Source organism: Streptomyces sp. JN8, assembly GCF_055808075.1.
In genome coordinates this window covers 7,165,262-7,185,682 of the sequence record NZ_CM147852.1, presented here as the reverse complement: position 1 = coordinate 7,185,682, position 20,421 = coordinate 7,165,262, and the positions used below count along the sequence as shown (strand labels likewise).

Below are 20,421 nucleotides of genomic sequence, written 5' to 3'. Positions count from 1 at the left end.
CATGAGCACCACCGGAAGAACGGGCCTTCGGCTGAGCACCGCCGTGGCACTCGGCGTCGTCCTCGGCGCCACCGCCGCGGGCCCCGCCCTCGCCGCGCCCGCCGCCACCCCCGCCCCGGCGGGGAACCGGACCTGCCCGGCCCCCGGCGAGGAACCCGGCATCGGTCACGAACCGCGGTTCACCGACACCAACGTGTCGCTCTTCGCCGGCGGCGACTACACCGCCGACGGCGCGTCCGCCGAGGCCGAGGGCCTGCTGGTCGTCGGCGGCGACGCCACCTTCGCGAAGGCGTCCGGCGGCGTCTTCAACGTCGGCCGTGCCGGGGCGGGTTCGGGCATCGTGCCGCCGGCCGGTTCGGTCATGCTGGCCGTCGGCGGGGACCTGTCGATAGCCGCCGGGACGACGGTCGACGTGGGTCACGGCCTCACCTCCGCCACCGGCCACGGCGGCGCCGTCCGCGTCGGCGGCTCCCTCCACGAGAAGGGCAGGCTGGAGACGAACGGCGGGAGCCGTACGGAGGGCACGGGCGCCGGAGCGGCCCTCGCCCCGTACGACGCGTTCGCCCGCACCGTGCGGGACGAGTCGGCGGCCCTCGGGGCGCTGAAGCCCACGGGCACGACCGCGCGCAGCGGGGACACCGTCACCTTCCGGGGCGGCCCGGCCGCCGACGGACCGCAGGTGTTCGAGATCTCCGCCAAGGAGCTCGACGGCGCCTCGTCCTTCGACTTCCTCACGATCCCCGGGCGGTCCGCCGTGGTCGTGAACGTGACCGGGCGTCAGGCGGTGGGCATCGCCCCGCTGTCCGTCGGGTTCAACGGCGACCGCGTCGACGCCTACTCGTCCGCGCACTTCGGCGAGGCCGCCTCGCGGATCCTCTACAACTTCGAGGCGGCCCCCTCGATCACCCTGCGCGGCGGGGGGAACTTCATGGGGTCGATCCTCGCCCCCGAGGCCTCGGCGGACCTGACCGCCAGCACGAACGGCCGCGTCTACGTCGGCGGGGACCTGCGCACCCACGGCACGGGCAACGAGACCCACAACTACCCGTGGACCGGGTCCTCCACGTTCACCTGCAAGCCCACCCCCGGGGGCCCGACGGCGACCCCGACGCCGACCTCGTCCTCCCTGACGCCCACGACCTCGTCGCCCGCCCCCTCCTCCCCGACGCCCTCGGAGGAGACTCCGGGCGCCCCGGAGACCACCGCCCCCGGCGGCTCCACACCGCCGCCCGGGACGAGCTCCGCCCCCGCCGCGCCCGGGACGACGCCCTCGCCGTCCGCCACCGGACCCGGCGACGGCTCCCTCGCGACCACCGGCGCCCAGCTCACGCCGTACGCCGTCGCCGCCGCGGCCCTGGGCGCGGCCGGCGCCGCGATCCTCGTGGTCGTCCGCCGCCGCCGGGCGGGTGCCCGCCACTGACCGTGACCCGGTGACCCGGTGACGGCCCCTCCCCGGACGGGCCGGCACCACGAGCACGCCACGAGGCCGCCCTCCGGCCGGGACCACGTCCCGACCGGAGGGCGGCCTCGTCCTGCGGGGTGCCCGTACCCCCCACCCCCCTCGGTGCAGATACCTAGGGGGGTATTTGACTTGCCGCGATGCTCCCCCGTACGGTCGAACTCATACCCAGGGGGGTATTCGAGGCTAAGGGATACCCCGATACGTGCATGACACACGAAAGGATCGCCGTGTTCTTCGCCCAGTACTACCTCGACTGCCTCTCCCAGGCGTCCTACCTGATCGCCGACGAGGGCACGGGCCGGGCGGTGGTCGTCGACCCCCGCCGGGACGTCTCGGAGTACCTCGCGGACGCCCGGGCCCACGGCCTGACCGTGGTCGGCGTCGTCAACACCCACTTCCACGCCGACTTCGTCGCCGGCCACCTGGAACTGGCCGACAGCACCGGCGCCTGGATCGGCTACGGCAGCCGGGCGGAGACCGAGTACCCGATCCGCACCCTGTCCGAGGGCGAGCGGATCGTCCTCGGCGATGTCGTCCTGGAGATCATGGAGACGCCCGGGCACACCCCCGAGTCGATCAGCGTCCTGGTGTACGAGCACGCCGAGGACACCGTCCCCTACGGCGTCCTCACCGGCGACGCCCTCTTCATCGGCGACGTCGGCCGCCCCGACCTCCTCGCCTCCGTCGGCGTCACCGCCGAGGAGCTCGGCGCGATGCTCCACGACAGCGTGCAGAACAAGCTGATGGCGCTCCCCGACGCGGTGCGGGTCTTCCCCGCGCACGGGGCCGGATCCGCCTGCGGCAAGAACCTCTCCACCGAGCGGCAGTCCACGATCGGAGCGCAGCGCGCCACCAACTACGCCTGCGCGCCGATGAGCCGTGACGCCTTCGTCGCGCTGGTCACCGCGGGGCAGCCCGCCGCACCGGGCTACTTCGCCTACGACGCCGACCTCAACCGCAGGGACCGGGAGCGCTACGACGCGTCGGCGGCGCGCCCGCTCTCCCGGGCCGAGTTCGCCGGACTGCGGCGCTCGGGCGCGGTCGTCGTCGACGCGCGGACCCCCCAGGACTTCGCGGCGGGCCATGTGCGCGGAGCGGTGAACGTGCCGGCCGACGGCCGGTTCGCCGAACAGGCCGGCACGGTCCTCGACCCGGCCGACGAACTGCTCGTCATCGCCCCGGAGAACCGCGCGGAGGAGGTCGTCACCCGACTCGCCAGGATCGGCCTCGACCGCGTGGCCGGCCACCTGCGCGACCCGGAGGAGGCCCTGGAGGAACTGGCCGACGAGGTCCACCCGGCGAGCCGGCTCACCGCCGTCCGGCTCCGGGCGGCGCTCGCGGGCGACCGCCCTCCCCTGCTCATCGACGTCCGCACCCGCGGGGAGCGCGAGGCGGCCGGCTTCCTCGACGACGCCCTGCACATCCCCCTGAGCGAACTCCCCCGGCGGACCGCCGAGCTGCCCGCGGACCGGCCCCTGGTCGTGCACTGCGCGGGCGGCCACCGCTCCTCCGTCGCGGCGAGCCTGCTGCGTCACCGGGGCTTCGCCGACGTCTCCGACGTCCTCGGCGGATACGCGGCCCTCTCCGCGGCCGCACCCGCCCAGGCCTGACCCCACCCCGTCGACCGCCCGGGGCGGCACCGCTCCCCCGCGGCACCCCTCGGACCCCGCCCGGCGGGGTCCCCACCCCCCAGGAGTCCCGCATGACCGCCACACCCCCGCCCACCAGGCCCTCCCTCGGCGCCGCCGCCCTGCACGGACTCGTCCGGGAAGGACGCGCCCCGCGCCTGCTGGACGTCCGCACGCCCGGGGAGTTCCGCACCGTCCACATCCCGGGCTCGTACAACGTCCCCCTGGACACCCTGCGCGAGCACCGCGCCGAACTCCTCGCCCACCTCGACGAGGAGGTCGTCCTGGTCTGCCGGTCGGGGGCCCGGGCCGCACAGGCCGAGCAGGCGCTCGCCGGGGCGGGGCTGCCGAACCTCCGCGTCCTCGAAGGCGGCGTGAACGCCTGGGAGGCGGCCGGAGCGCCGGTGAACCGCGGCCCCGAGCGCTGGGACATGGAGCGGCAGGTCCGCCTGGTCGCCGGCTCCGTGGTCCTCGCCACCGGCCTCGTCGGCGTCCTGGTGCCGGGCGTCCACCTCATCGGCACGGCGATCGGCGCGGGACTGACCTACGCGGCCCTGAGCAACTCCTGCCTGATGGGCGTCCTGCTCTCCCGACTGCCGTACAACCGCGGCCCCCGCCCGGACGTCCGCTCGGTGATCGCGGAGCTGCGGAGCACGCCGTGACCGTGCTCGTCGTCGGCGCCTCCCTGCTCATCGGCGTCAGCCTCGGCGTGCTCGGCGGCGGCGGGTCGATCCTGACCGTGCCGATCCTCGTGTACCTGGCGGGCCGGGGCACCGAGGAGGCCATCGCCACCTCGCTGTTCGTGGTCGGCGTCACCAGCCTGGCCGCCCTGGTCCCGCACGCGCGGGCGCGGCGGGTCCGCGTGCGCACCGGTCTGCTCTTCGGCGCATTCAGCATGGCCGGCGCCTACGGGGGCGGGCGCCTGGCCGCGTACGTGCCCGGCACCGTCCTCCTGGTCGGCTTCGCGCTGATGATGCTGGCCACGGCGGTCGCGATGCTGCGCAGGCCGCGCGGCGGGTCCGGCGGGGGCGGCGCGGCTTGCGCGGTCGGCGCGGACGCCGGCGGGATCGCGGCGGCGTCCCGGGACGCGTCCGGCGACCCGGAGCGGGCGGAGGAGCGGCGGCCCGCGCTCGGCGGGCTGGCCGTCAAGGGCCTGGCGGTGGGGGCCGTGACCGGGCTGGTCGGCGCCGGCGGCGGGTTCCTCGTCGTCCCCGCTCTGGTGCTCCTCGGCGGACTGCCCGCGGGGGTGGCCGTCGGGACCTCGCTCCTCACCATCGCGATGAACTCCTTCGCCGGGCTCGCCGGCCATCTCGCGGACGTGACGGTCGACTGGGGCCTCGCCCTGACCGTCACCGCGGCCGCCGTGCTGGGCGGGACGTTCGGTGCGCGGCTCGCGGGCCGCATCCCGCCGGACGCCCTGCGGGCCGCCTTCGGCTGGTTCACCGTCGTCATGGGGGCCTCCGTCCTGGCCGGGCAGCTGCCCGCCGCCGCCTGGACGCATCCGGTGACCTGGGGTGTGCTCGGGGCCGGCCTGGGAAGCGGGGTCACGGCACTGGCGGCCTCCCGCCTGCGAAGGGCCCCGCGGTATCCCTGACGGGGGCGCGGGGCCCGGAAGGCCGCCCGTCCTACCGGGGCTCGGTCGCGATCTGGATCAGGTTGCCGCAGGTGTCGTCGAAGACGGCGGTGGTGACGGGCCCCATCTCCAGGGGCTCCTGCGTGAAGCGGACCCCGAGGGCGGTCAGTCGCTCGAACTCCGCCCGCACGTCCTCCACGGCGAACTGGGCGAGCGGGATGCCGTCCTGGGCGAGCGCGTCGCGGTACGGCTTGACCGCCGGGTGTCCGGCGGGCTCCAGGAGCAGTTCGGTGCCGGCCGGCGCGTCGGGCGAGACGACGGTCAGCCACCGGTCCGTGCCGCCCAGCGGCACGTCGTGCTTCTTCACGAAGCCGAGGATCTCCGTGTAGAAGCGCTCGGCCTTGGCCTGGTCGTCGACGAAGACGCTGGTCAGATGGATCTTCATGGGGTGTTCTCCTCCGGTCCGGGCGGATGGGGTGCGGGCCAGCGCTCGGCTATGTGCCGCAGCGGGGCCGTGTTCAGGTCGTGGAACTTGTAGCGCCCCTCCCGCCTGGTCGCGACGAGCCCGGCCGCCTCCAGCACCGCGAGGTGCTGGGAGACGCCCTGACGCGAGAGGCCGAGCTCGTGCTTCATGCTCAGCCGGGCGCAGATCTCGAACAGCGTCTGCCCGGACTTCTGCGTCAGCTCGTCGAGGATGGTCCGTCGGGTGGGGTCGGCCAGTGCCTTGAAGAGATCGTCGGCCACCACGCCAGCATAGGCAAGCGTTCACTTGCCTATCAAGTCGCGGCGGAGCCGTCCGGTCGTCCGGCGGCCTTCGCCGCGGCCGCGTTGTCAGTGCCCCGCGATAGCTTCGATCTTGTTCGATCGGTTGGACGAGAGGGGCGAATCCGTGCGTGTCGAACGTGCGTTGAGGGTGGTGCTGGTCGATGTCAACGACGAGGTGGTGGCCGCCTGGCGGTCCGCGTTCGCGGACACGCCCGAGGTCGAGATCCGGCGGGGATCCCTGCTCGACGTGGACGTCGACGCCTGGGTCTCCCCCACCAACGCCCGGGGCCGGATGGACGGCGGCGTGGACGCCCTCGTCAAGCGGCACCTCGGTGCCGGCATCCAGGTGAGGGTGCAGCGGGCGATCCGCGACCGGTTCGGCGGGAGCCTGCCGGTGGGCAGCGCGGTGTGCGTGCCCTCCGGGGCGGCCGTGCCGCGGTATCTGATCTCGACGCCCACCATGCGGCAGTCCTCGCAGAACGTCAGCGAGACGATGAACGTGGCCCTGGCCTGCGCCGCGGCGTTCCAGGCGATCCACCTGCAGAACCGGGCGAAGCCCGGAAGCATCCGCTCGGTGGCGCTCGTCGGGATGGGCGCGCAGACCGGCCGGGTGCCGGCGGGGGTGTGCGCGAACCTGATGTGGACGGGGTACACCCTCTACCACGACCACGGTTTCGCGGACTACGACGAGCTGCGGGCCGCGGTGCTCGGCCGGCTCGACGACATCGAGGGAGCGGGGTCCGCGCGGCGGGTCCGGATCGACGTCCCGCGGCGTCCCTCCTTTCGCCGCTGACGCCACGCCCCCGCAGACCGGCGCCGCGACGACCGCGAAGACCGCCGGCGCCGGCGCACCCGCATCCGCATCCGCATCCGCACAGCATTCCGGCGCGCCCGCGGCGGCGGCCGGTCCGATCTCAGGGAGTTCCGACCTCGTGAGCGACGCCTCTCCGACCACCGCGGGCGACGCGGGTTCCCCCGCGGGCGACCCCCTGGCCCTCGCGGACCTCTTCACCGGCGGCGGCGAGCCCTGGCTGCCGCTGCTGGCGCCGGTCATCGAGGGACTGCCGGGAGCGGCGGACTTCATCGGCCCCCAGCGCAGTCCGGAGGTCGTACCGGTACGCGAACTGACCTTCCAGGCGCTCAAGCCCCACCCGCCGCACAAGTGGAAGGTGGTCGCCTTCGGGCAGAACCCCTACCCGCGGCCGGAGAGCGCGACCGGCATCGCGATGTTCGACAACACCTTCAACGACTGGAAGGACAGTCAGTTCGGCCGCGTGGTCAGCATCCGCTGCATCATCAAGGCCGCCGCGATGTGGAAGTACGGCATCGTCAAGAAGACCCCGATCGCCGACGTCCGCGCCCTCCTGAAGAAGGAGGACACCGTCGCACCGCCCGAGTGGTTCCAGGCGATGCTGACCCAGGGCGTGCTCCTACTCAACGCCTCGCTCACGGCGAGCGCCGACGGTGCCGTGCCGACCGATCGCCACACCGCCTTCTGGCGGCCGGTGGCCGAGCAGATCGTGGAGGAGATCCTCCGCGCCAAGCAGAACGCCGCGCCGGAGGACCGGGGCGTGGTGTTCGCCTGGTGGGGTGCGCACGCCCGGAGCCTGAAGCGGGTCGTCCAGCGCCTGGAGAAGAAGTACCCGGGTGTCGAGGTGCGGCACCTCGACCACGCGAACCCGGCCGCGCAGGGTGACGCCTTCTGCGAAGGGGACCACTTCGCCCAGGTGAACGACGCCCTGGCGGCGGTGGGCGCCGAGCCGGTCGACTGGCTGCCCGGCAAGGGCTGGGACCGGCAGCCGGCCGGCGCGGGCGGCGCGCCGCGCGGTGACGTCGCCGAGCGGATGGGGGCCTTCATCGCCTCCACCATGGAGCTGCACCAGCTCTATCTGGAGCGGCTCACCAGCGTCAAGGACGAGGGGCTCGTCCTGCCCGCCGTCACCGGGGTGTTCGACACCCCGCTGATGGACTTCCGGACGGCCGTCGAGCCGGTGTCGCGGGTCCTGGCCCGGCTGGACCGCCACATCGAGAGGTCGAGCACGTTCGGCGAGGCGCGGATCGCCGAGGCGGAGGCGGCCGGCGCGGGCGCCGCCGCGGAGGGGCTGTCCGCGGACGCGATCGCGGCCCTGCACCTGTACACCTGCGAGTCGGCGTTCTACCGCGAGATCAACGCCGTCCTGCGGTCCCCGGACCGGCAGCGGCTGGTGCCCTACCTGCCGTACCTGCGGCTGCTGTTCTCGGCGGTGGAGGCGCTCCCGGCGCAGACCCGGCCGCTGTGGCGCGGCGTGGCCCTGGACCTGCGGTCGCAGTACCCGCAGGGGCAGACGGTGACGTGGTGGGGCGTGTCGTCCTGCACGTCCGAGCTGGGCGTCGCGAAGGCGTTCCTCGGCAGCCGCGGCAGGCGGACCCTGTTCGAGGTCACCCCGGCGCGCGCGGTGGCGATCCGCAGGTTCTCCGCGTTCACGGGCGAGGAGGAGTACATCCTCGCGCCGGGCACCCGGTTGAAGGTGACGGAGGTGACGTCCGAGCGCGGAGGACTCTGCACCGTGCGGCTGACCGAACTGGAGGGCCAGGGGCTGGTGTCCTAGGGAGGGCCCACAACGGAGGCGCCTCACCCGCCTGGAGGCGCCTCACCCGCGGGCCGGGCCCGCCCGCCACCGGGGGCCTCACCCACACAGACGCAGATCCGCTCCCGCGGTTCACCCGTCCGGAGCCGCCGCCCCCTCGGGCGGCGGCTCCGGCATGCACGCACGGTGACCCGGGACGATCATCCGTACATGGCAGGTACCTCCCCGCACCCCGAACCGACCGGTCCCGCGGCCGCCCGGGCGCCCCGTCAGAACCTCGCACTGGCGGCCATGCTCTTCGCGGTGTCGATGACCTTCATCGACCAGACCATCGTCTCGATCGCCGCCCCGAACATCACCTCCGAGCTCGGGCTCTCCGCCTCCGGCATGCAGTGGGTCGTCAACGCCTACCTGCTCTCGCTCGCCGCGTTCTTCGCGCTCGGCGGCCGGCTCTCCGACCTCTTCGGACACCGCCTGGTGATGCTGATCGGCACCCTGGTCTTCGTCCTCTCCTCGGTGCTGTGCGGCTGCGTCCCGGCCGGCGACTTCGCGCAGACCTGGCTGATCGTCTTCCGCGCCACCCAGGGCCTCGGCGCCGCCCTGATGTTCCCGGCCGCCCTCGCCGTCGTCATCGCCGTCTTCCCCGTCGAGCGGCGCGGCCGGGCACTCGCCCTCTTCTTCGGGCTCTCCGGCGCCCTCACCGCCGTCGGACCCCTGCTCGGCGGCTGGCTGACCGCGTGGACCTGGCGGGCGATCTTCTGGGTCAACGTGCCGGTGGCCGTCGTCGCCATCGTCCTCGCCCTGCTCGCCCGGATCCCCGAGAGCCGTCGCCCCGAGCGGCTCGACGTCGTCGGGGCGGCGCTCGTCGCCGTCGGCATGGGACTGAGCGTGCTCGGCTTCCAGCAGGCCTCGTCCTGGGGCTGGGGCAGCGTCGCGACCTGGGCCTGCATCATCGGAGGCCTGCACGTCCTCGTCCTGTTCTTCGGCTACGAGCGGCGCACGACGCACCCGCTGATCGACTTCGACGTCTTCCGGGACCGCGCCTTCACCGTGGACAGCCTCGTCCTGTTCTTCGCGATGCTCGCCTTCGTGCCGGTGTTCTTCTTCTCCTCCGTGTACGCCCAGGTCTCGCTGAGCGCCTCGCCGAACCAGGCCGCGCTGTTCCTCCTCTACTTCTTCATCGGCTTCGGCATCGCCTCTCAGTGGGGCGGACGGATCCTCGACAAGCGCGGCGCCCGGCCGGCGATGAAGATCGGCTGTGCGCTCGGCGCGGTCGGGTTCTACCTGTGGGCCCAGAAGATGACCGACCTGTCCATGCACGACCAGTGGCCGTACGCGGCCATGGCCGGCGCCGGCATCGGCTTCCTCCTCGCCCCCGCCTCCACCGACGCCGTCAACCGGGCCATCGGCGCCTCGTACGGCGAGGTCACCGGAATCACCCAGACGATCCGGAACTACGCCGCCGCGATCGGGATGGCCGTCTTCAGTACCCTGCTGGCCCATGTCTCCACGGACCGCATCACCGCCACGCTCCAGGCCCGCGGTCTGCCGCCCGCGGAGGCCTTGGCCACGGCCGAGAAGGTCGCCGAGGCCGTCACCGGCCACCCGGACGGCCAAGGGCCCCCCGGCGACGGGCCGGTGGCGAAGGCCCTGCAGGGGGCCGGGGACGCGATCCGGATGGACTTCGCCGAGGCCAACCAATGGGTGTTCTACGGCATGGCGATCGCCCTGGCCGTGGCGTTCCTGTGCGCGCTCGCCCACCCTGGGACGCGGGTCACCGAGCGCACCCCCGACCGCTGAACCCCGCCCCGCCGCCGACCTCTTCCCCGCAGGAGCCACATGGGCCGCCGCCTGTTCCCCCGATGCCGCTCCCTCCTCGCGACCCGCCGCGGCGCCCCCTCCCGCCGCCGGCGCACGGCCCTCGCCGTCGCGGTGCTCGCCGCCCTGGCGGCGGCCGCGCCGGGGGTCCGCCCCCTGCCGGGCGCCACCGCCTCCGCGGCCGCGCCGCCCGTCGGCCCGTCGGGGGCCCACGGCCCGAGGGCCCTCTTCGACCCCGCGCCCGCCCGGGCTGCCCTGGAGCGCCTGCTGCCGTCCCGGGCCGCGCAGTTCACCCTGGTGCCCGTCGAGGAGTCCGCCTCGGGCGACTCCTTCACGGTCTCGGGCCGGGCCGGGGCGATCGTGGTCCGCGGCACCTCGCCGGCCACACTCCTCACCGGCGTCGGCCGGTACCTGGAGGAGGTCGCGGGCGTGGACCTCGGCTGGCCCGGCTCCAGCGTCGGCCGGCTGCCCACGACGCTCCCCGCGGTCACCGGGACGCTCACCCGCTCGGCGTCCGTGCCCCACCGCTACGCCCTCAACGACACCGACGAGGGATACTCCGGCGCCTACCGCGACTTCGCCTCCTACCAGCACGACATCGACCTGATGGCGCTGCACGGCGTGAACGAGGTCTTCGTCCCGACCGGCGGCGAGTACCCGTACTACCGGGCGCTCCAGGAGTTCGGCTACAGCGCGGCGGAGCTGCGCGCGTGGATCCCCGGCCCGGCCCATCAGGGCTGGTGGCTGCTGCAGAACCTGTCGGGCTTCGCCGGGCCGGTCTCCGAGCAGCTGGTCGAGGCCCGCGCGGCGCTCGGCGCCCGGATCGCCCACCACCTCCGGTCGCTGGGGATGACGCCCGTGCTGCCGGGGTTCTTCGGCACCGTGCCCGCGGACTTCGCGGGCCGGAACGACGGCGCGGTCACCGTGCCGCAGGGCCGGTGGGTGGGCTTCGACCGGCCCGCCTGGCTGGACCCGACCGGACCGGTCTTCGACCGGCTCGCCGCCTCCTACTACCGTTTCCAGCAGGCCCGTTTCGGCCCCAGCGACATGGTCAAGATGGACCTGCTGCACGAGGGCGGCAGCGCGGGCGGGGTCGACGTCGCGGCGGCCGCCGGAGCCGTCCAGCGGGCCCTGGACACCGCGCGTCCCGGTGCCACCTGGGTCATGCTCGGCTGGCAGGACAACCCGGCCCCGGCCCTCCTGAGCGGCGTCGACCGCAGCCGGGTGCTGATCGTCGACGGACTCTCCGACCGGTACGACGGACTCGACCGCGAGGCCCGCTGGGGCGGCACGCCGTACGCCTTCGGCACGATCCCCAACTTCGGCGGGCACACCAGCATCGGCGCCAACACGGGCGCCTGGCTCGACCGCTTCCACGCCTGGCTCGGCAAGGAGGGCAGCGCGCTGCGCGGTATCGCGTACCTCCCCGAGGGCACCGGGGGGAACCCCGCGGCCTTCGACCTCTTCACCGCACTCGCCTGGCGGTCCGGGCCGATCGACCAGAAGAGCTGGTTCGCCGCGTACGCCGCCCGCCGCTACGGCGGCGTGGACCCGCACGCGGCCGCCGCGTGGGAGGAACTGCGCCGCGGCCCGTACACCCTGCAGACCGGCACCTGGAGCGAGCCGCAGGACAGTCTCTTCGCCGCACGGCCGTCGCTGACGGCGTCGACCGCGGCCAAGTGGAGCCCGAAGGCCATGCGGTACGACGCCGCCACGGTCGAGCGGGCGCTCGGCGAACTCCTCCGGGTGGCCGCCCCGCTGCGGACCACGGACGCGTACCGCTTCGACCTCGTGGACGTGGCCCGGCAGGCCCTCACCAACCGCAGCAGGGTCCTGCTGCCCCGCATCAGGACCGCGTACGAGACCAAGGACCTCGACGGCTTCCGGACGCTGGTGCGGGAGTGGCAGGCGCACCACGAGCTGCTCGGCCGGCTCGTCGGCTCCGACCGGCGGTTCCTGGTCGGTCCCTGGCTCGAGGACGCGCGCTCCTGGGGCGCCGATCCGGCGGAGCGCGACCGGCTGGAGTACGACGCCCGCTCGATCCTCACCACCTGGGGCGACCGGGGGCCGAGCGAGACGGGCGGTCTGCGCGACTACGCCAACCGCGAGTGGGCGGGCCTCGTCCAGGACGTCCACGCGCCGCGCTGGGCCGCCTACTTCGCGAGTCTCGACCGGGCACTCGCGACCGGGACGGCGCCGGCCGCGATCGACTGGTTCGCCCGCGACGACGCCTGGGCGCACGGCCGCCAGAGCTATCCGACGGAGCCCGCGGGCGACCCCGTCGCCCTGGCGGGCGAGGTGCGGACGGCACTGGCCGCGGCCCGCCGATGAGTTCCGGCCGTTCCGGAGGTCCCTACCGGTGTCGGCAGTGATACCGACGGACGACGGAGGAGACACCGTGACGGACGACGTCTGGACCCTGGTGCACGCGGAGCGCGCGGCGCTGATCGGCGACCTCGCGCGCCTCGACGACGAGCAGTGGCGGCGCCCGTCGCTCTGCGCGGGATGGACCGTGCACGACGTGCTCGCCCACCTCGTCGACAACGCGCGGGCGACACGCCTGGGGTTCCTCGCGGGCCTGGTGCGCGCGCGGTTCGACTTCGACCGCCTGAACACGCGCGGGGTGGAACGGGAGCGCGGGGCCACACCGGCGGAGACCCTGGACCGGTTCCGCCGGGCGGCGCCGAGGACCTCGGCGCCGCCCGCGCCCCTGGACAGCAGGCTCGTGGAGGAACTCGTCCACGGGGAGGACATCCGCCGCCCCCTGGGCCTCACCCGCTCGTACCCGCCGCGGGCCGTGGAGCGGGCCCTGCGCCTCCAGGCCCGTACCCCGGTCGCCTTCGGCGGTGCGAAGGAACTGCTGTCCCGCGTGCGGATCACCGCGACCGACACCGGCCTGGCACTCGGCGACGGGCCGGCGGCGGAGGGGCCCGCGCTGTCCCTGCTGCTTGCGGTGACCGGGCGCGCGGCGGTGCTGGAGGACCTCCGCGGTCCGGGGACGGCCGTGCTGTCGGCCGGTGCCTGAGCCGGCGCGGGACCGGGCGGTGCCGGCCACCGCCCGGTCAGCCGGAAGACGCCTCCTATACCGCTGGGCACCAGCCACGCGCAAGGTGTCGCCCGGAGAATCCGGGCCGACACACTAGACTGGCGGGCTGTTTGGCGTCGGAACGGAACAACCCGGGCAGACCCGGGCTCCGCCGGCGACCCGGACGTTGCCGGGAACGAGACGCGAGGTCCGATGGCAGCCACACCCGAGCACGGTGAGACCGCTCTGCTCCACGACGCGGACGGCAGGGAGGAGGAGGCCGACAAGTCGGCCCGGTTCTCCGCCGGCCCGGCGGCCCCGGTGCGCACCCTCGTCGACGTCTTCGAGGCGTCGGTACGGGCCCACCCCGACGAACTCGCCCTGGACGACGGCACCGCGCAGCTGACCTACCGGGCGCTCGCCGCCGAGGTGGAGGACCGGCGCCGGGCGCTGGCGGCGGCCGGCGTGGGCCTCGGCGACCGGGTGGGGATCCGGGTGCCGTCCGGGACGAACGAGCTGTACGCGTCGATCCTCGCGGTGCTCGCCGCGGGGGCGGCCTACGTGCCGGTCGACGCCGAGGACCCGGACGAGCGGGCCGGGCTGGTCTTCGGCGAGGCCGGGGTACGGGCGGTCGTCGGCGGCGGAGGCCGGATCGACGCCACCGGCCGCGAGGGCGAGCGCGCCCCGGCCGGACGCCCCGGACCCGAGCACGACGCGTGGATCATCTTCACCTCCGGTTCCACGGGTCGGCCCAAGGGCGTCGCCGTCAGCCACCGCAGCGCCGCCGCGTTCGTGGACGCCGAGGCCGCGCTGTTCCTCGTCGACGAGCCGATCGGTCCCGGCGACCGGGTGATGGCGGGGCTCTCCGTCGCCTTCGACGCCTCCTGCGAGGAGATGTGGCTGGCCTGGCGCTACGGCGCCTGCCTGGTCCCCGTCCCCCGGTCGCAGGTGCGCAGCGGCGCCGACCTCGGCCCCTGGCTGGTGGAGCAGGAGATCACCGTGGTCTCCACCGTGCCGACGCTCGCCGCGCTGTGGGAACCGGAGACCCTGGCCGAGGTCCGGCTGCTGATCTTCGGCGGCGAGGCCTGCCCGCCGGAACTGACCCAGCGGCTGGTCACCGAGGGCCGCGAGGTGTGGAACACGTACGGGCCCACCGAGGCCACCGTCGTCGCCTGCGCCTCCCTGCTGACCGGCGCGGAGCCGATCAGGATCGGTCTCCCGCTGAACGGCTGGGAGCTGGCCGTGGTCGACGAGTCCGGTGAGCCGGTGCCGATGGGCGGCAGCGGCCAGCTGGTCATCGGCGGCGTCGGGCTGGCCCGGTACCTCGATCCCGAGAAGGACGCGGAGAAGTACGCGCCGCTGGAGGCCCTCGGCTGGGAGCGCGCCTACCGCAGCGGCGACCTGGTCCGGGCGGAACCCGAGGGCCTGGTCTTCCTCGGCCGCGGCGACGAGCAGATCAAGCTCGGCGGCCGCCGCATCGAACTGGGCGAGGTGGACTCGGCCCTCCAGGGGCTGCCCGGTGTCGCCGGGGCGGCCGCCGCCGTCCGCACCGCGCGCAGCGGCAACCAGCTGCTCGTCGGGTACCTGGTGACCCAGGAGGGCTGGGACCGCGCCGCCGCGGTCGAGCGGCTGCGCGCCGAGCTCCCGGCGGCCCTGGTGCCGCTCCTCGCCCCGGTCGCCGAGCTGCCCACCCGTACATCGGGCAAGGTCGACCGGGACGCGCTGCCGTGGCCCCTGCCCGACCTGGAGACCGCCGGCCCCGCCGAGCAGCTGTACGGCACGGAGGCGTGGCTGGCCGAGCAGTGGAGCGAGACCCTCGGGGTGGCCGTCACGAGCGCCGCCGACGACTTCTTCGCCATCGGCGGCGGCAGCCTCGCCGCCGCACAGCTCACCACCCGGCTCCGCACCCGCTATCCGAGCGCGGCCGTCGTCGACGTCTACCAGCAGCCCACGCTGCGCAAGCTGGCCCGGCGGCTGGAGCGGTCCGTCCAGGACGACGGGGCCGTCCGGACGATCCCCCCGGTCCCGTTCCGGGCCGGTCTGCTCCAGTCCCTCCTGCTGGTGCCGCTCTTCACCGTCGTCGGACTCCGCTGGACGGTGGCCCTGCTCGCCCTGGGCAACGTGCTGGCGTGGTCCGGGTCCGCGCCGTGGGCGCCGACCGCCTCGTGGTGGCTGGTGGCCGCCGGGGCGGCGCTGTTCTTCAGCCCGCCCGGCCGGCTCGCGATCGCGGCGGGCGGCGCGCGGCTGCTGCTGCGCGGGGTGCGGGCGGGCCGCCATCCGCGCGGCGGCCGGGTGCACCTGCGCCTGTGGACGGCCGAACGGCTCGCCGAGCTGTCCGGCGCGACCTCGCTCACCGGGTCCTGGCTGGAGCGCTACGCGCGGGCTCTGGGCGCCAAGGTCGGGCCCGACGTGGACCTCCACTCGCTGCCGCCGGTCACCGGCATGCTCAAGCTGGGGCGCGGCTGCGCGGTGGAGTCCGAGGTGGACCTCTCCGGGTACTGGCTGGACGGCGACCGGCTGGAGATCGGACCGGTGAAGGTCGGGGCGGGCGCCGTGGTCGGCACCCGCAGCCTGCTGTTCCCCGGGGCGCGGGTCGGCAAGCGGGCCGAGGTGGCCCCCGGGTCCGCGGTGGCCGGGCAGATCCCGACCGGGCAGCGCTGGGCGGGGGCGCCCGCGGGCAAGCTCGGCAAGGCCAAGCGGAACTGGCCCGGGGACCGCCCGGCGCGCCCGCTCCGCTGGCGGGCGGTCTACGGCGCGACCGGCTTCCTGCTCACGCTGCTGCCGGTGCTCGCCACCCTGCCCGCGCTCCTGGTGGCGACCCGGTTCGTGCCCGCCGGCGCCGGGCTCACCGGGGCCCTGCGGGGAGCCCTGGTCGCCGTGGTGCCGGGGGCCCTCGCCTACGGTCTCGCGTACGCGTCGCTGGTGCTCGTGGCCGTGCGGCTGCTCAGCCTCGGGCTGCGGACCGGCAGTCATCCGACGCACAGCCGGGTCGCGTGGCAGGCGTGGACCGTGACCCAGCTGATGGACCGGGCGCGGGAGACCCTGTTCCCGCTGTACGCCGGGCTGATCACGCCGGTCTGGCTGCGGCTGCTCGGCATGCGGATCGGCCGCGGCGCCGAGGTGTCCACGGTGCTGGCCCTGCCGAGCCTCACCACGGTCGGCGAGGGCGCGTTCCTCGCGGACGACACCCTGACCGCCCCGTACGAGCTGGGCGGCGGCTGGGTGCGGATCGGGCACTCCGAGATCGGCCGCCGGGCCTTCCTCGGCAACTCCGGCATGACCGCGCCGGGCCGCACGGTGCCGGACGACGGGCTGGTGGGGGTGCTCTCGGCGACGCCGAAGAAGGCCAAGAAGGGCAGCTCGTACCTGGGCCTGCCGCCGGTCCGGCTGCCCCGGTCCGCGGCGGACTCCGACCTCAGCAGGACGTACGACCCGCCCGCCCGGCTGCTCTGGGCGCGCGGCCTGGTGGAGCTCTGCCGACTGCTCCCGGTGTTCGCCTCGGCCGCCCTGGCGGTCCTGACCGCGGCGACGCTGTGCGCCCTGGCGGCGGTGGCGGGTCTCCCGGCCGCGGCCCTGCTGTCCGGGCCGGTCCTGCTCGGCGCCGGAGCGGCCGCCTGCCTGCTCTCGGTGGCCGCCAAGTGGCTGCTCGTGGGCCGGCACCGGACGGGCGAGCACCCCCTGTGGTCCGGATTCGTGTGGCGCAACGAGCTGGCCGACACCTTCGTCGAGGTCCTCGCCGTGCCGTGGCTGGTCGGGGCCGTGCCGGGCACGCCGCTGCTCACCCTGTGGCTGCGCGGCCTCGGGGCCCGGGTCGGCCGGGGGGTGTGGTGCGAGAGCTACTGGCTGCCGGAGACCGATCTGGTCGCCCTCGGCGACGGGGCCACCGTGAACCGCGGCTGCGTCCTGCAGACGCACCTCTTCCACGACCGGATCTTGAGGACGGATACTGTGGTTCTCCGCGAGGGCGCCACCCTGGGCCCGGGCGGCATCGTCCTGCCCGGCAGTTCGGTCGGGGCCCGCAGCACGCTGGGTCCCGCCTCGCTCGTGATGGCCGGGGAATCCGTCCCCGCCGACACCCGCTGGCTGGGCAATCCGATCGAGGCGTGGCGGCCCTGAACGGGCAGCACGGGCACGGCACAGGGCAGGGAGCGGGAGCGGCAGTGAGCGGCGAGCGGACGACGGCGACGGACCCGTACTTCCCTGACCACGGCGACTCCCGTTACCGCGTGCACCGGTACGAACTCGCTCTGGAGTACCGACCGGGCCCCAACCGGCTGGCGGGGACGGCGCGGCTCAGCGCGATCGCCGGCCGGGCGCCGCTCACCGAGTTCCAGCTGAACCTGTCCGACTTCCGGGTCGGCCGGATCCTGGTGAACGGGCGGGCCCCGCACTACACCCACCGCGGCGGCAGGCTCCGGGTCCGCCCGGCCAAGCCGCTGTCCGCGGGCGCCGCGTTCACCGTGGAGGTGCACTACGCGGGCAACCCCAAGCCGGTGCGGAGTCCCTGGGGCGGGCTGGGCTGGGAGGAGCTGACCGACGGCGCGCTGGTCGCGAGCCAGCCCGTGGGCGCGCCCTCCTGGTACCCGTGCAACGACCGGCCCGCCGACAAGGCCTCGTACCAGATCTCGGTCAACACGCCGTCGGCGTACACGGTGGTGGCGGGCGGGCGGCTGCTCACCCGCACGACCAAGGCCAGTACGACCACCTGGGTGTACGAGCAGGCCGCGCCGACGTCCAGTTACCTGGTGGGGCTCTCCATCGGCATGTACCAGACGGTGCTGCTGGGGGACCCGGGGCTCGGCGGGGTGCCGCAGAGCGCCCATGTGCCGGCGCACCTGCTGTCCCGCTTCTCGCGCGACTTCGCCCGGCAGCCCGCGATGATGCGGTTGTTCGAGGAGCTGTTCGGGCCGTACCCGTTCGGCGAGTACGCGGTGGTCGTCGCCGACGAGGAGCTGGACGTGCCGGTGGAGGCCCAGGGGCTCTCCCTGTTCGGCGCCAACCACGTGGACGGCGTTCGCGGTTCCGAGCGCCTGGTCGCGCACGAGCTCGCGCACCAGTGGTTCGGCAACAGCGTGACCATCGCCGACTGGCGGCACATCTGGCTGAACGAGGGCCTGGCCAAGTACGCCGAGTGGCTCTGGTCGGAGCGCTCGGGCGGCCGGACCGCGCACGAACTGGCGGCCGTCGCGCACCGGTTCCTCGCCGGGCTGCCGCAGGACCTGAAGCTCGCCGACCCGGGGCGCAAGCTGATGTTCGACGACCGGCTGTACGAGCGCGGCGGCCTGACCGTGCACGCGGTCCGCTGCGCCCTGGGCGACGAGGCCTTCTTCCGCATGCTGCGCGACTGGGCGACCGTGCACCGCCACGGCGTGGTGACCACGGCGTCGTTCGCGGCGCACGTGTCCCGCTACGCGGCCGAGCCGGTCGACGCCCTGCTCACGGCGTGGCTGCAGCAGCCGGCCCTGCCGCCCTTCCCGGCCCCGCACGGCTCCCCGTCGGTACCGGCACGCCCCTCGTACCCGCCGACGAACGGCGGATCGGGGGGGCTCGGCAGGGCCTCCGCCTAGGGGGTGGGCTCCCCCGGTGTCAGGCCTCCCGGGCGCCCTCGTACATCGCCTCGACGACGTCGGCGTACGTCCGTTCCACCACGGGCCTCTTGACCTTGAGGCTCGGGGTCAGCTCGCCGTGCTCGACGGTGAGGTCGCGCGGGAGCACCGCGAACCTCTTGATCGTCTGCCAGCGCTGGAGGCCGTCGTTGACCCGCTGCACGAAGCCGTCGATCAGCGCGTGCGCCTCCGGCGACGAGACGACCTCCGCGTAGCCGCGCCCGCCGAGGCCCTCGGCCTCCGCCCAGGGCATGATCACGGTCTCGTCGAGCGCGATCAGCGCGGTGCAGTAGTTCCGGTCGCTGCCGATGACCACGATGTTGCTCGCGTACGGGCAGACGGCCTTGAAGCGGCTCTCGATCTCCGTGGGCGCGATGTACTTGCCGCCCGAGGTCTTGAACAGGTCCTTCTTGCGGTCGGTGATCCGGACGAAGCCGTCCTTGTCGATCTCGCCGATGTCGCCGGTGCTGAACCAGCCGTCGGCGTCCAGCACTTCGGCGGTCCGCTCCGGCAGGTTGTGGTAGCCCCGCATCACGCCGGGCCCCCTCAGCAGGATCTCCCCGTCCTCGGCGATGCGGACCTCGGTCCCGGGCAGGGGCCGGCCGACGGTGCCCACCCGGAAGTCCTCGACCGGGTTGACCGTGACGGCCGCGCTGGTCTCCGTCAGGCCGTAGCCCTCCAGGACGGGCACCCCCGCCCCGGCGAAGAAATAGCCGATGTCGGGGGCGAGCGCCGCGCTGCCGGAGGCGCTGCCGCGGAGCGCGCCGCCGAAGGCCGCCCGGATCCTGCCGTAGACGAGCCGGTCCGCCACCGCGTGCTGCACGGACAGCCACCGGGGCACGGCCCGCCGTCCCGTCGCCACCAGGGTCTCCTGCCCGGTCCTGGCGTGGTCGCGGGCGACCCTCGCCGCCCAGAGGAAGATCCGGTGCTTCAGGCCGCCCTCGGCCCTGGAGCGGGCGGCGAGGCCGTTGTAGACCTTCTCGAAGATCCTCGGCGCGGACGCCATCACGGTGGGCCGGACGGCGGGGAGGTTGGTGATGATGCGGTCGATCCGCCCGTCCACGGCGATCACGCTGCCGGTCTTCACCTGGCCGGCGATCAGGGCGTTGCCGAACACGTGGGAGAGCGGGAGCCACAGGAACTGGACGTCGTCGGGCAGCAGCAGTCCGCTGACCTCCTGCGCGGCGGCCTGGTAGGACCAGCAGTCGTGCGCCAGGCGCACGCCCTTCGGGCGGCCGGTCGTGCCCGAGGTGTAGATGAGGGTGGCGAGCTGGTCGCGGCGGATGGCCCCGACCCGGGTGTCGACCGCGTCCGGGTGCTCCTTCAGGTGCGCCGCGCCCCGCTGCTCCAGCTCGGCGAGGGTGAGCACGTCCAGCCCCTCGGCCCGGGGCGGGTCCGCCGGCGCGTCGATGACGACGGCGGTGGCCAGCGCGGGCAGCCCGGCCGTGTGGGCGGCGACCTTGGCCAGCTGCTCGGCGTTCTCCACGAAGATCGCCCGGCTGCCGGAGTCGGCGAGGATGTACGCCGTCTCCTCGCCGTCGGTGCTCGGGTAGACCGCGGTGGCGGCGACGCCGGCGCACATCATGCCCAGGTCGGCGAGGATCCACTCGATCCGCGTCGAGGAGGAGATGGCCACCCGGTCCTCCGGCGCCAGCCCGAGGGTGAGCAGGCCGGCCGCGATCGCCTTCACGCGCTCGCCGGTCTGCGCCCAGGTCAGCGAGCGCCATTCCTCGGTGCCGGGCGGGCCGTTCCCGGCCGCGACGGGGTGGCGGTAGGCCTCCCGGTCGGGGGTGGCCCCGACCCGGGCGAGGAGGATGTGCGCCATCGACGGCGGGCGGCTTTCGAGCAGGTGCGGCGCGGAACTCAACTCAACCCCCCGGGGCCGGAGCGCCCGGCGACGGTCGGGCGACCGGCCGGTGACGTACGGGCTGTGGCGAGGCTAGGCGGAAGAGCGCCCGGTGCGTAAGGGAGCGGACG

General features: G+C 74.6%; 14 protein-coding genes. 11 read left to right on the top strand and 3 right to left on the bottom strand.

Features of this window, described 5'->3' with window-relative positions; all coding sequences use genetic code 11:
• Nucleotide 1 precedes the first annotated feature (1 nt).
• The 4 genes from ACY0MR_RS31805 to ACY0MR_RS31790 all read left to right on the top strand — a co-directional run bounded on the left by ACY0MR_RS31805 (nucleotide 2) and on the right by ACY0MR_RS31790 (nucleotide 4,684).
• Nucleotides 2–1,420, top strand: coding sequence for a choice-of-anchor A family protein (locus ACY0MR_RS31805; RefSeq protein WP_473556774.1), 1,419 nt, complete (start codon nucleotides 2–4; stop codon nucleotides 1,418–1,420).
• Nucleotides 1,421–1,689: 269 nt separating this feature from the next.
• Nucleotides 1,690–3,072 carry an MBL fold metallo-hydrolase gene (locus ACY0MR_RS31800; protein WP_473561937.1) on the top strand — a complete coding sequence of 461 codons (1,383 nt, stop codon included), beginning with the start codon at nucleotides 1,690–1,692 and terminating at the stop codon, nucleotides 3,070–3,072.
• Nucleotides 3,073–3,164: 92 nt separating this feature from the next.
• Nucleotides 3,165–3,752 carry a rhodanese-like domain-containing protein gene (locus ACY0MR_RS31795; protein WP_404083177.1) on the top strand — a complete coding sequence of 196 codons (588 nt, stop codon included), beginning with the start codon at nucleotides 3,165–3,167 and terminating at the stop codon, nucleotides 3,750–3,752.
• Nucleotides 3,749–4,684, top strand: coding sequence for a sulfite exporter TauE/SafE family protein (locus tag ACY0MR_RS31790; protein WP_473556771.1), 936 nt, complete (start codon nucleotides 3,749–3,751; stop codon nucleotides 4,682–4,684). The genes ACY0MR_RS31795 and ACY0MR_RS31790 overlap by 4 nt, the downstream gene beginning before the upstream one ends.
• Before the next feature lie 31 nt (nucleotides 4,685–4,715).
• On the opposite strand, the gene ACY0MR_RS31785 is transcribed toward ACY0MR_RS31790, so the two are convergent.
• Nucleotides 4,716–5,108, bottom strand: a complete 393-nt coding sequence (locus tag ACY0MR_RS31785) for a VOC family protein (protein ID WP_388796617.1) — start codon at nucleotides 5,106–5,108, stop codon at nucleotides 4,716–4,718.
• Complete coding sequence (locus ACY0MR_RS31780) at nucleotides 5,105–5,407, bottom strand: ArsR/SmtB family transcription factor (RefSeq protein WP_388796614.1); 303 nt, start codon at nucleotides 5,405–5,407, stop codon at nucleotides 5,105–5,107. The genes ACY0MR_RS31785 and ACY0MR_RS31780 overlap by 4 nt, the downstream gene beginning before the upstream one ends.
• Nucleotides 5,408–5,552: 145 nt before the next feature.
• On the opposite strand from ACY0MR_RS31780, the gene ACY0MR_RS31775 reads away from it, so the two are divergent.
• The 7 genes from ACY0MR_RS31775 (at nucleotide 5,553) to ACY0MR_RS31745 (ending at nucleotide 18,405) form a co-directional block, all read left to right on the top strand.
• A complete protein-coding gene (locus ACY0MR_RS31775; protein ID WP_361861694.1) occupies nucleotides 5,553–6,221 on the top strand; it encodes a macro domain-containing protein in 669 nt (222 codons plus the stop codon).
• Nucleotides 6,222–6,360: 139 nt separating this feature from the next.
• Nucleotides 6,361–8,016 carry an ADP-ribosyltransferase domain-containing protein gene (locus ACY0MR_RS31770; RefSeq protein WP_403310424.1) on the top strand — a complete coding sequence of 552 codons (1,656 nt, stop codon included), beginning with the start codon at nucleotides 6,361–6,363 and terminating at the stop codon, nucleotides 8,014–8,016.
• Nucleotides 8,017–8,205: 189 nt separating this feature from the next.
• Nucleotides 8,206–9,795, top strand: a complete 1,590-nt coding sequence (locus ACY0MR_RS31765) for an MFS transporter (protein WP_473556766.1) — start codon at nucleotides 8,206–8,208, stop codon at nucleotides 9,793–9,795.
• Nucleotides 9,796–9,834: 39 nt separating this feature from the next.
• Complete coding sequence (locus tag ACY0MR_RS31760; RefSeq protein WP_473556764.1) at nucleotides 9,835–12,144, top strand: alpha-N-acetylglucosaminidase; 2,310 nt, start codon at nucleotides 9,835–9,837, stop codon at nucleotides 12,142–12,144.
• Nucleotides 12,145–12,211: 67 nt separating this feature from the next.
• Complete coding sequence (locus tag ACY0MR_RS31755) at nucleotides 12,212–12,838, top strand: maleylpyruvate isomerase family mycothiol-dependent enzyme (RefSeq protein WP_388796599.1); 627 nt, start codon at nucleotides 12,212–12,214, stop codon at nucleotides 12,836–12,838.
• A 213-nt stretch (nucleotides 12,839–13,051) separates the two neighbouring features.
• On the top strand, nucleotides 13,052–16,954 hold the full coding sequence (locus ACY0MR_RS31750; protein ID WP_473556761.1) for a Pls/PosA family non-ribosomal peptide synthetase: 3,903 nt from the start codon (nucleotides 13,052–13,054) through the stop codon (nucleotides 16,952–16,954).
• Between the two features lie 44 nt (nucleotides 16,955–16,998).
• Nucleotides 16,999–18,405, top strand: coding sequence for a M1 family metallopeptidase (locus tag ACY0MR_RS31745; RefSeq protein ID WP_473556759.1), 1,407 nt, complete (start codon nucleotides 16,999–17,001; stop codon nucleotides 18,403–18,405).
• A 19-nt stretch (nucleotides 18,406–18,424) separates the two neighbouring features.
• Here the strand turns inward: ACY0MR_RS31745 and ACY0MR_RS31740 are convergent, their stop codons facing one another.
• Entirely contained in the window at nucleotides 18,425–20,311 is a 1,887-nt protein-coding gene (locus tag ACY0MR_RS31740; RefSeq protein ID WP_473556757.1) for an AMP-dependent synthetase/ligase, read from the bottom strand.
• Between the last annotated feature and the right edge of the window lie 110 nt (nucleotides 20,312–20,421).

Bases quoted from the DNA above. Each gene is read 5' to 3' on its own strand.
- ACY0MR_RS31750 (WP_473556761.1), top strand. From the start codon at position 13,052: ATGGCAGCCACACCCGAGCACGGTGAGACCGCTCTGCTCCACGACGCG.
- ACY0MR_RS31795 (WP_404083177.1), top strand. From the start codon at position 3,165: ATGACCGCCACACCCCCGCCCACCAGGCCCTCCCTCGGCGCCGCCGCC.
- ACY0MR_RS31785 (WP_388796617.1), bottom strand. From the start codon at position 5,108: ATGAAGATCCATCTGACCAGCGTCTTCGTCGACGACCAGGCCAAGGCC.
- ACY0MR_RS31765 (WP_473556766.1), top strand. From the start codon at position 8,206: ATGGCAGGTACCTCCCCGCACCCCGAACCGACCGGTCCCGCGGCCGCC.
- ACY0MR_RS31760 (WP_473556764.1), top strand. From the start codon at position 9,835: ATGGGCCGCCGCCTGTTCCCCCGATGCCGCTCCCTCCTCGCGACCCGC.
- ACY0MR_RS31805 (WP_473556774.1), top strand. From the start codon at position 2: ATGAGCACCACCGGAAGAACGGGCCTTCGGCTGAGCACCGCCGTGGCA.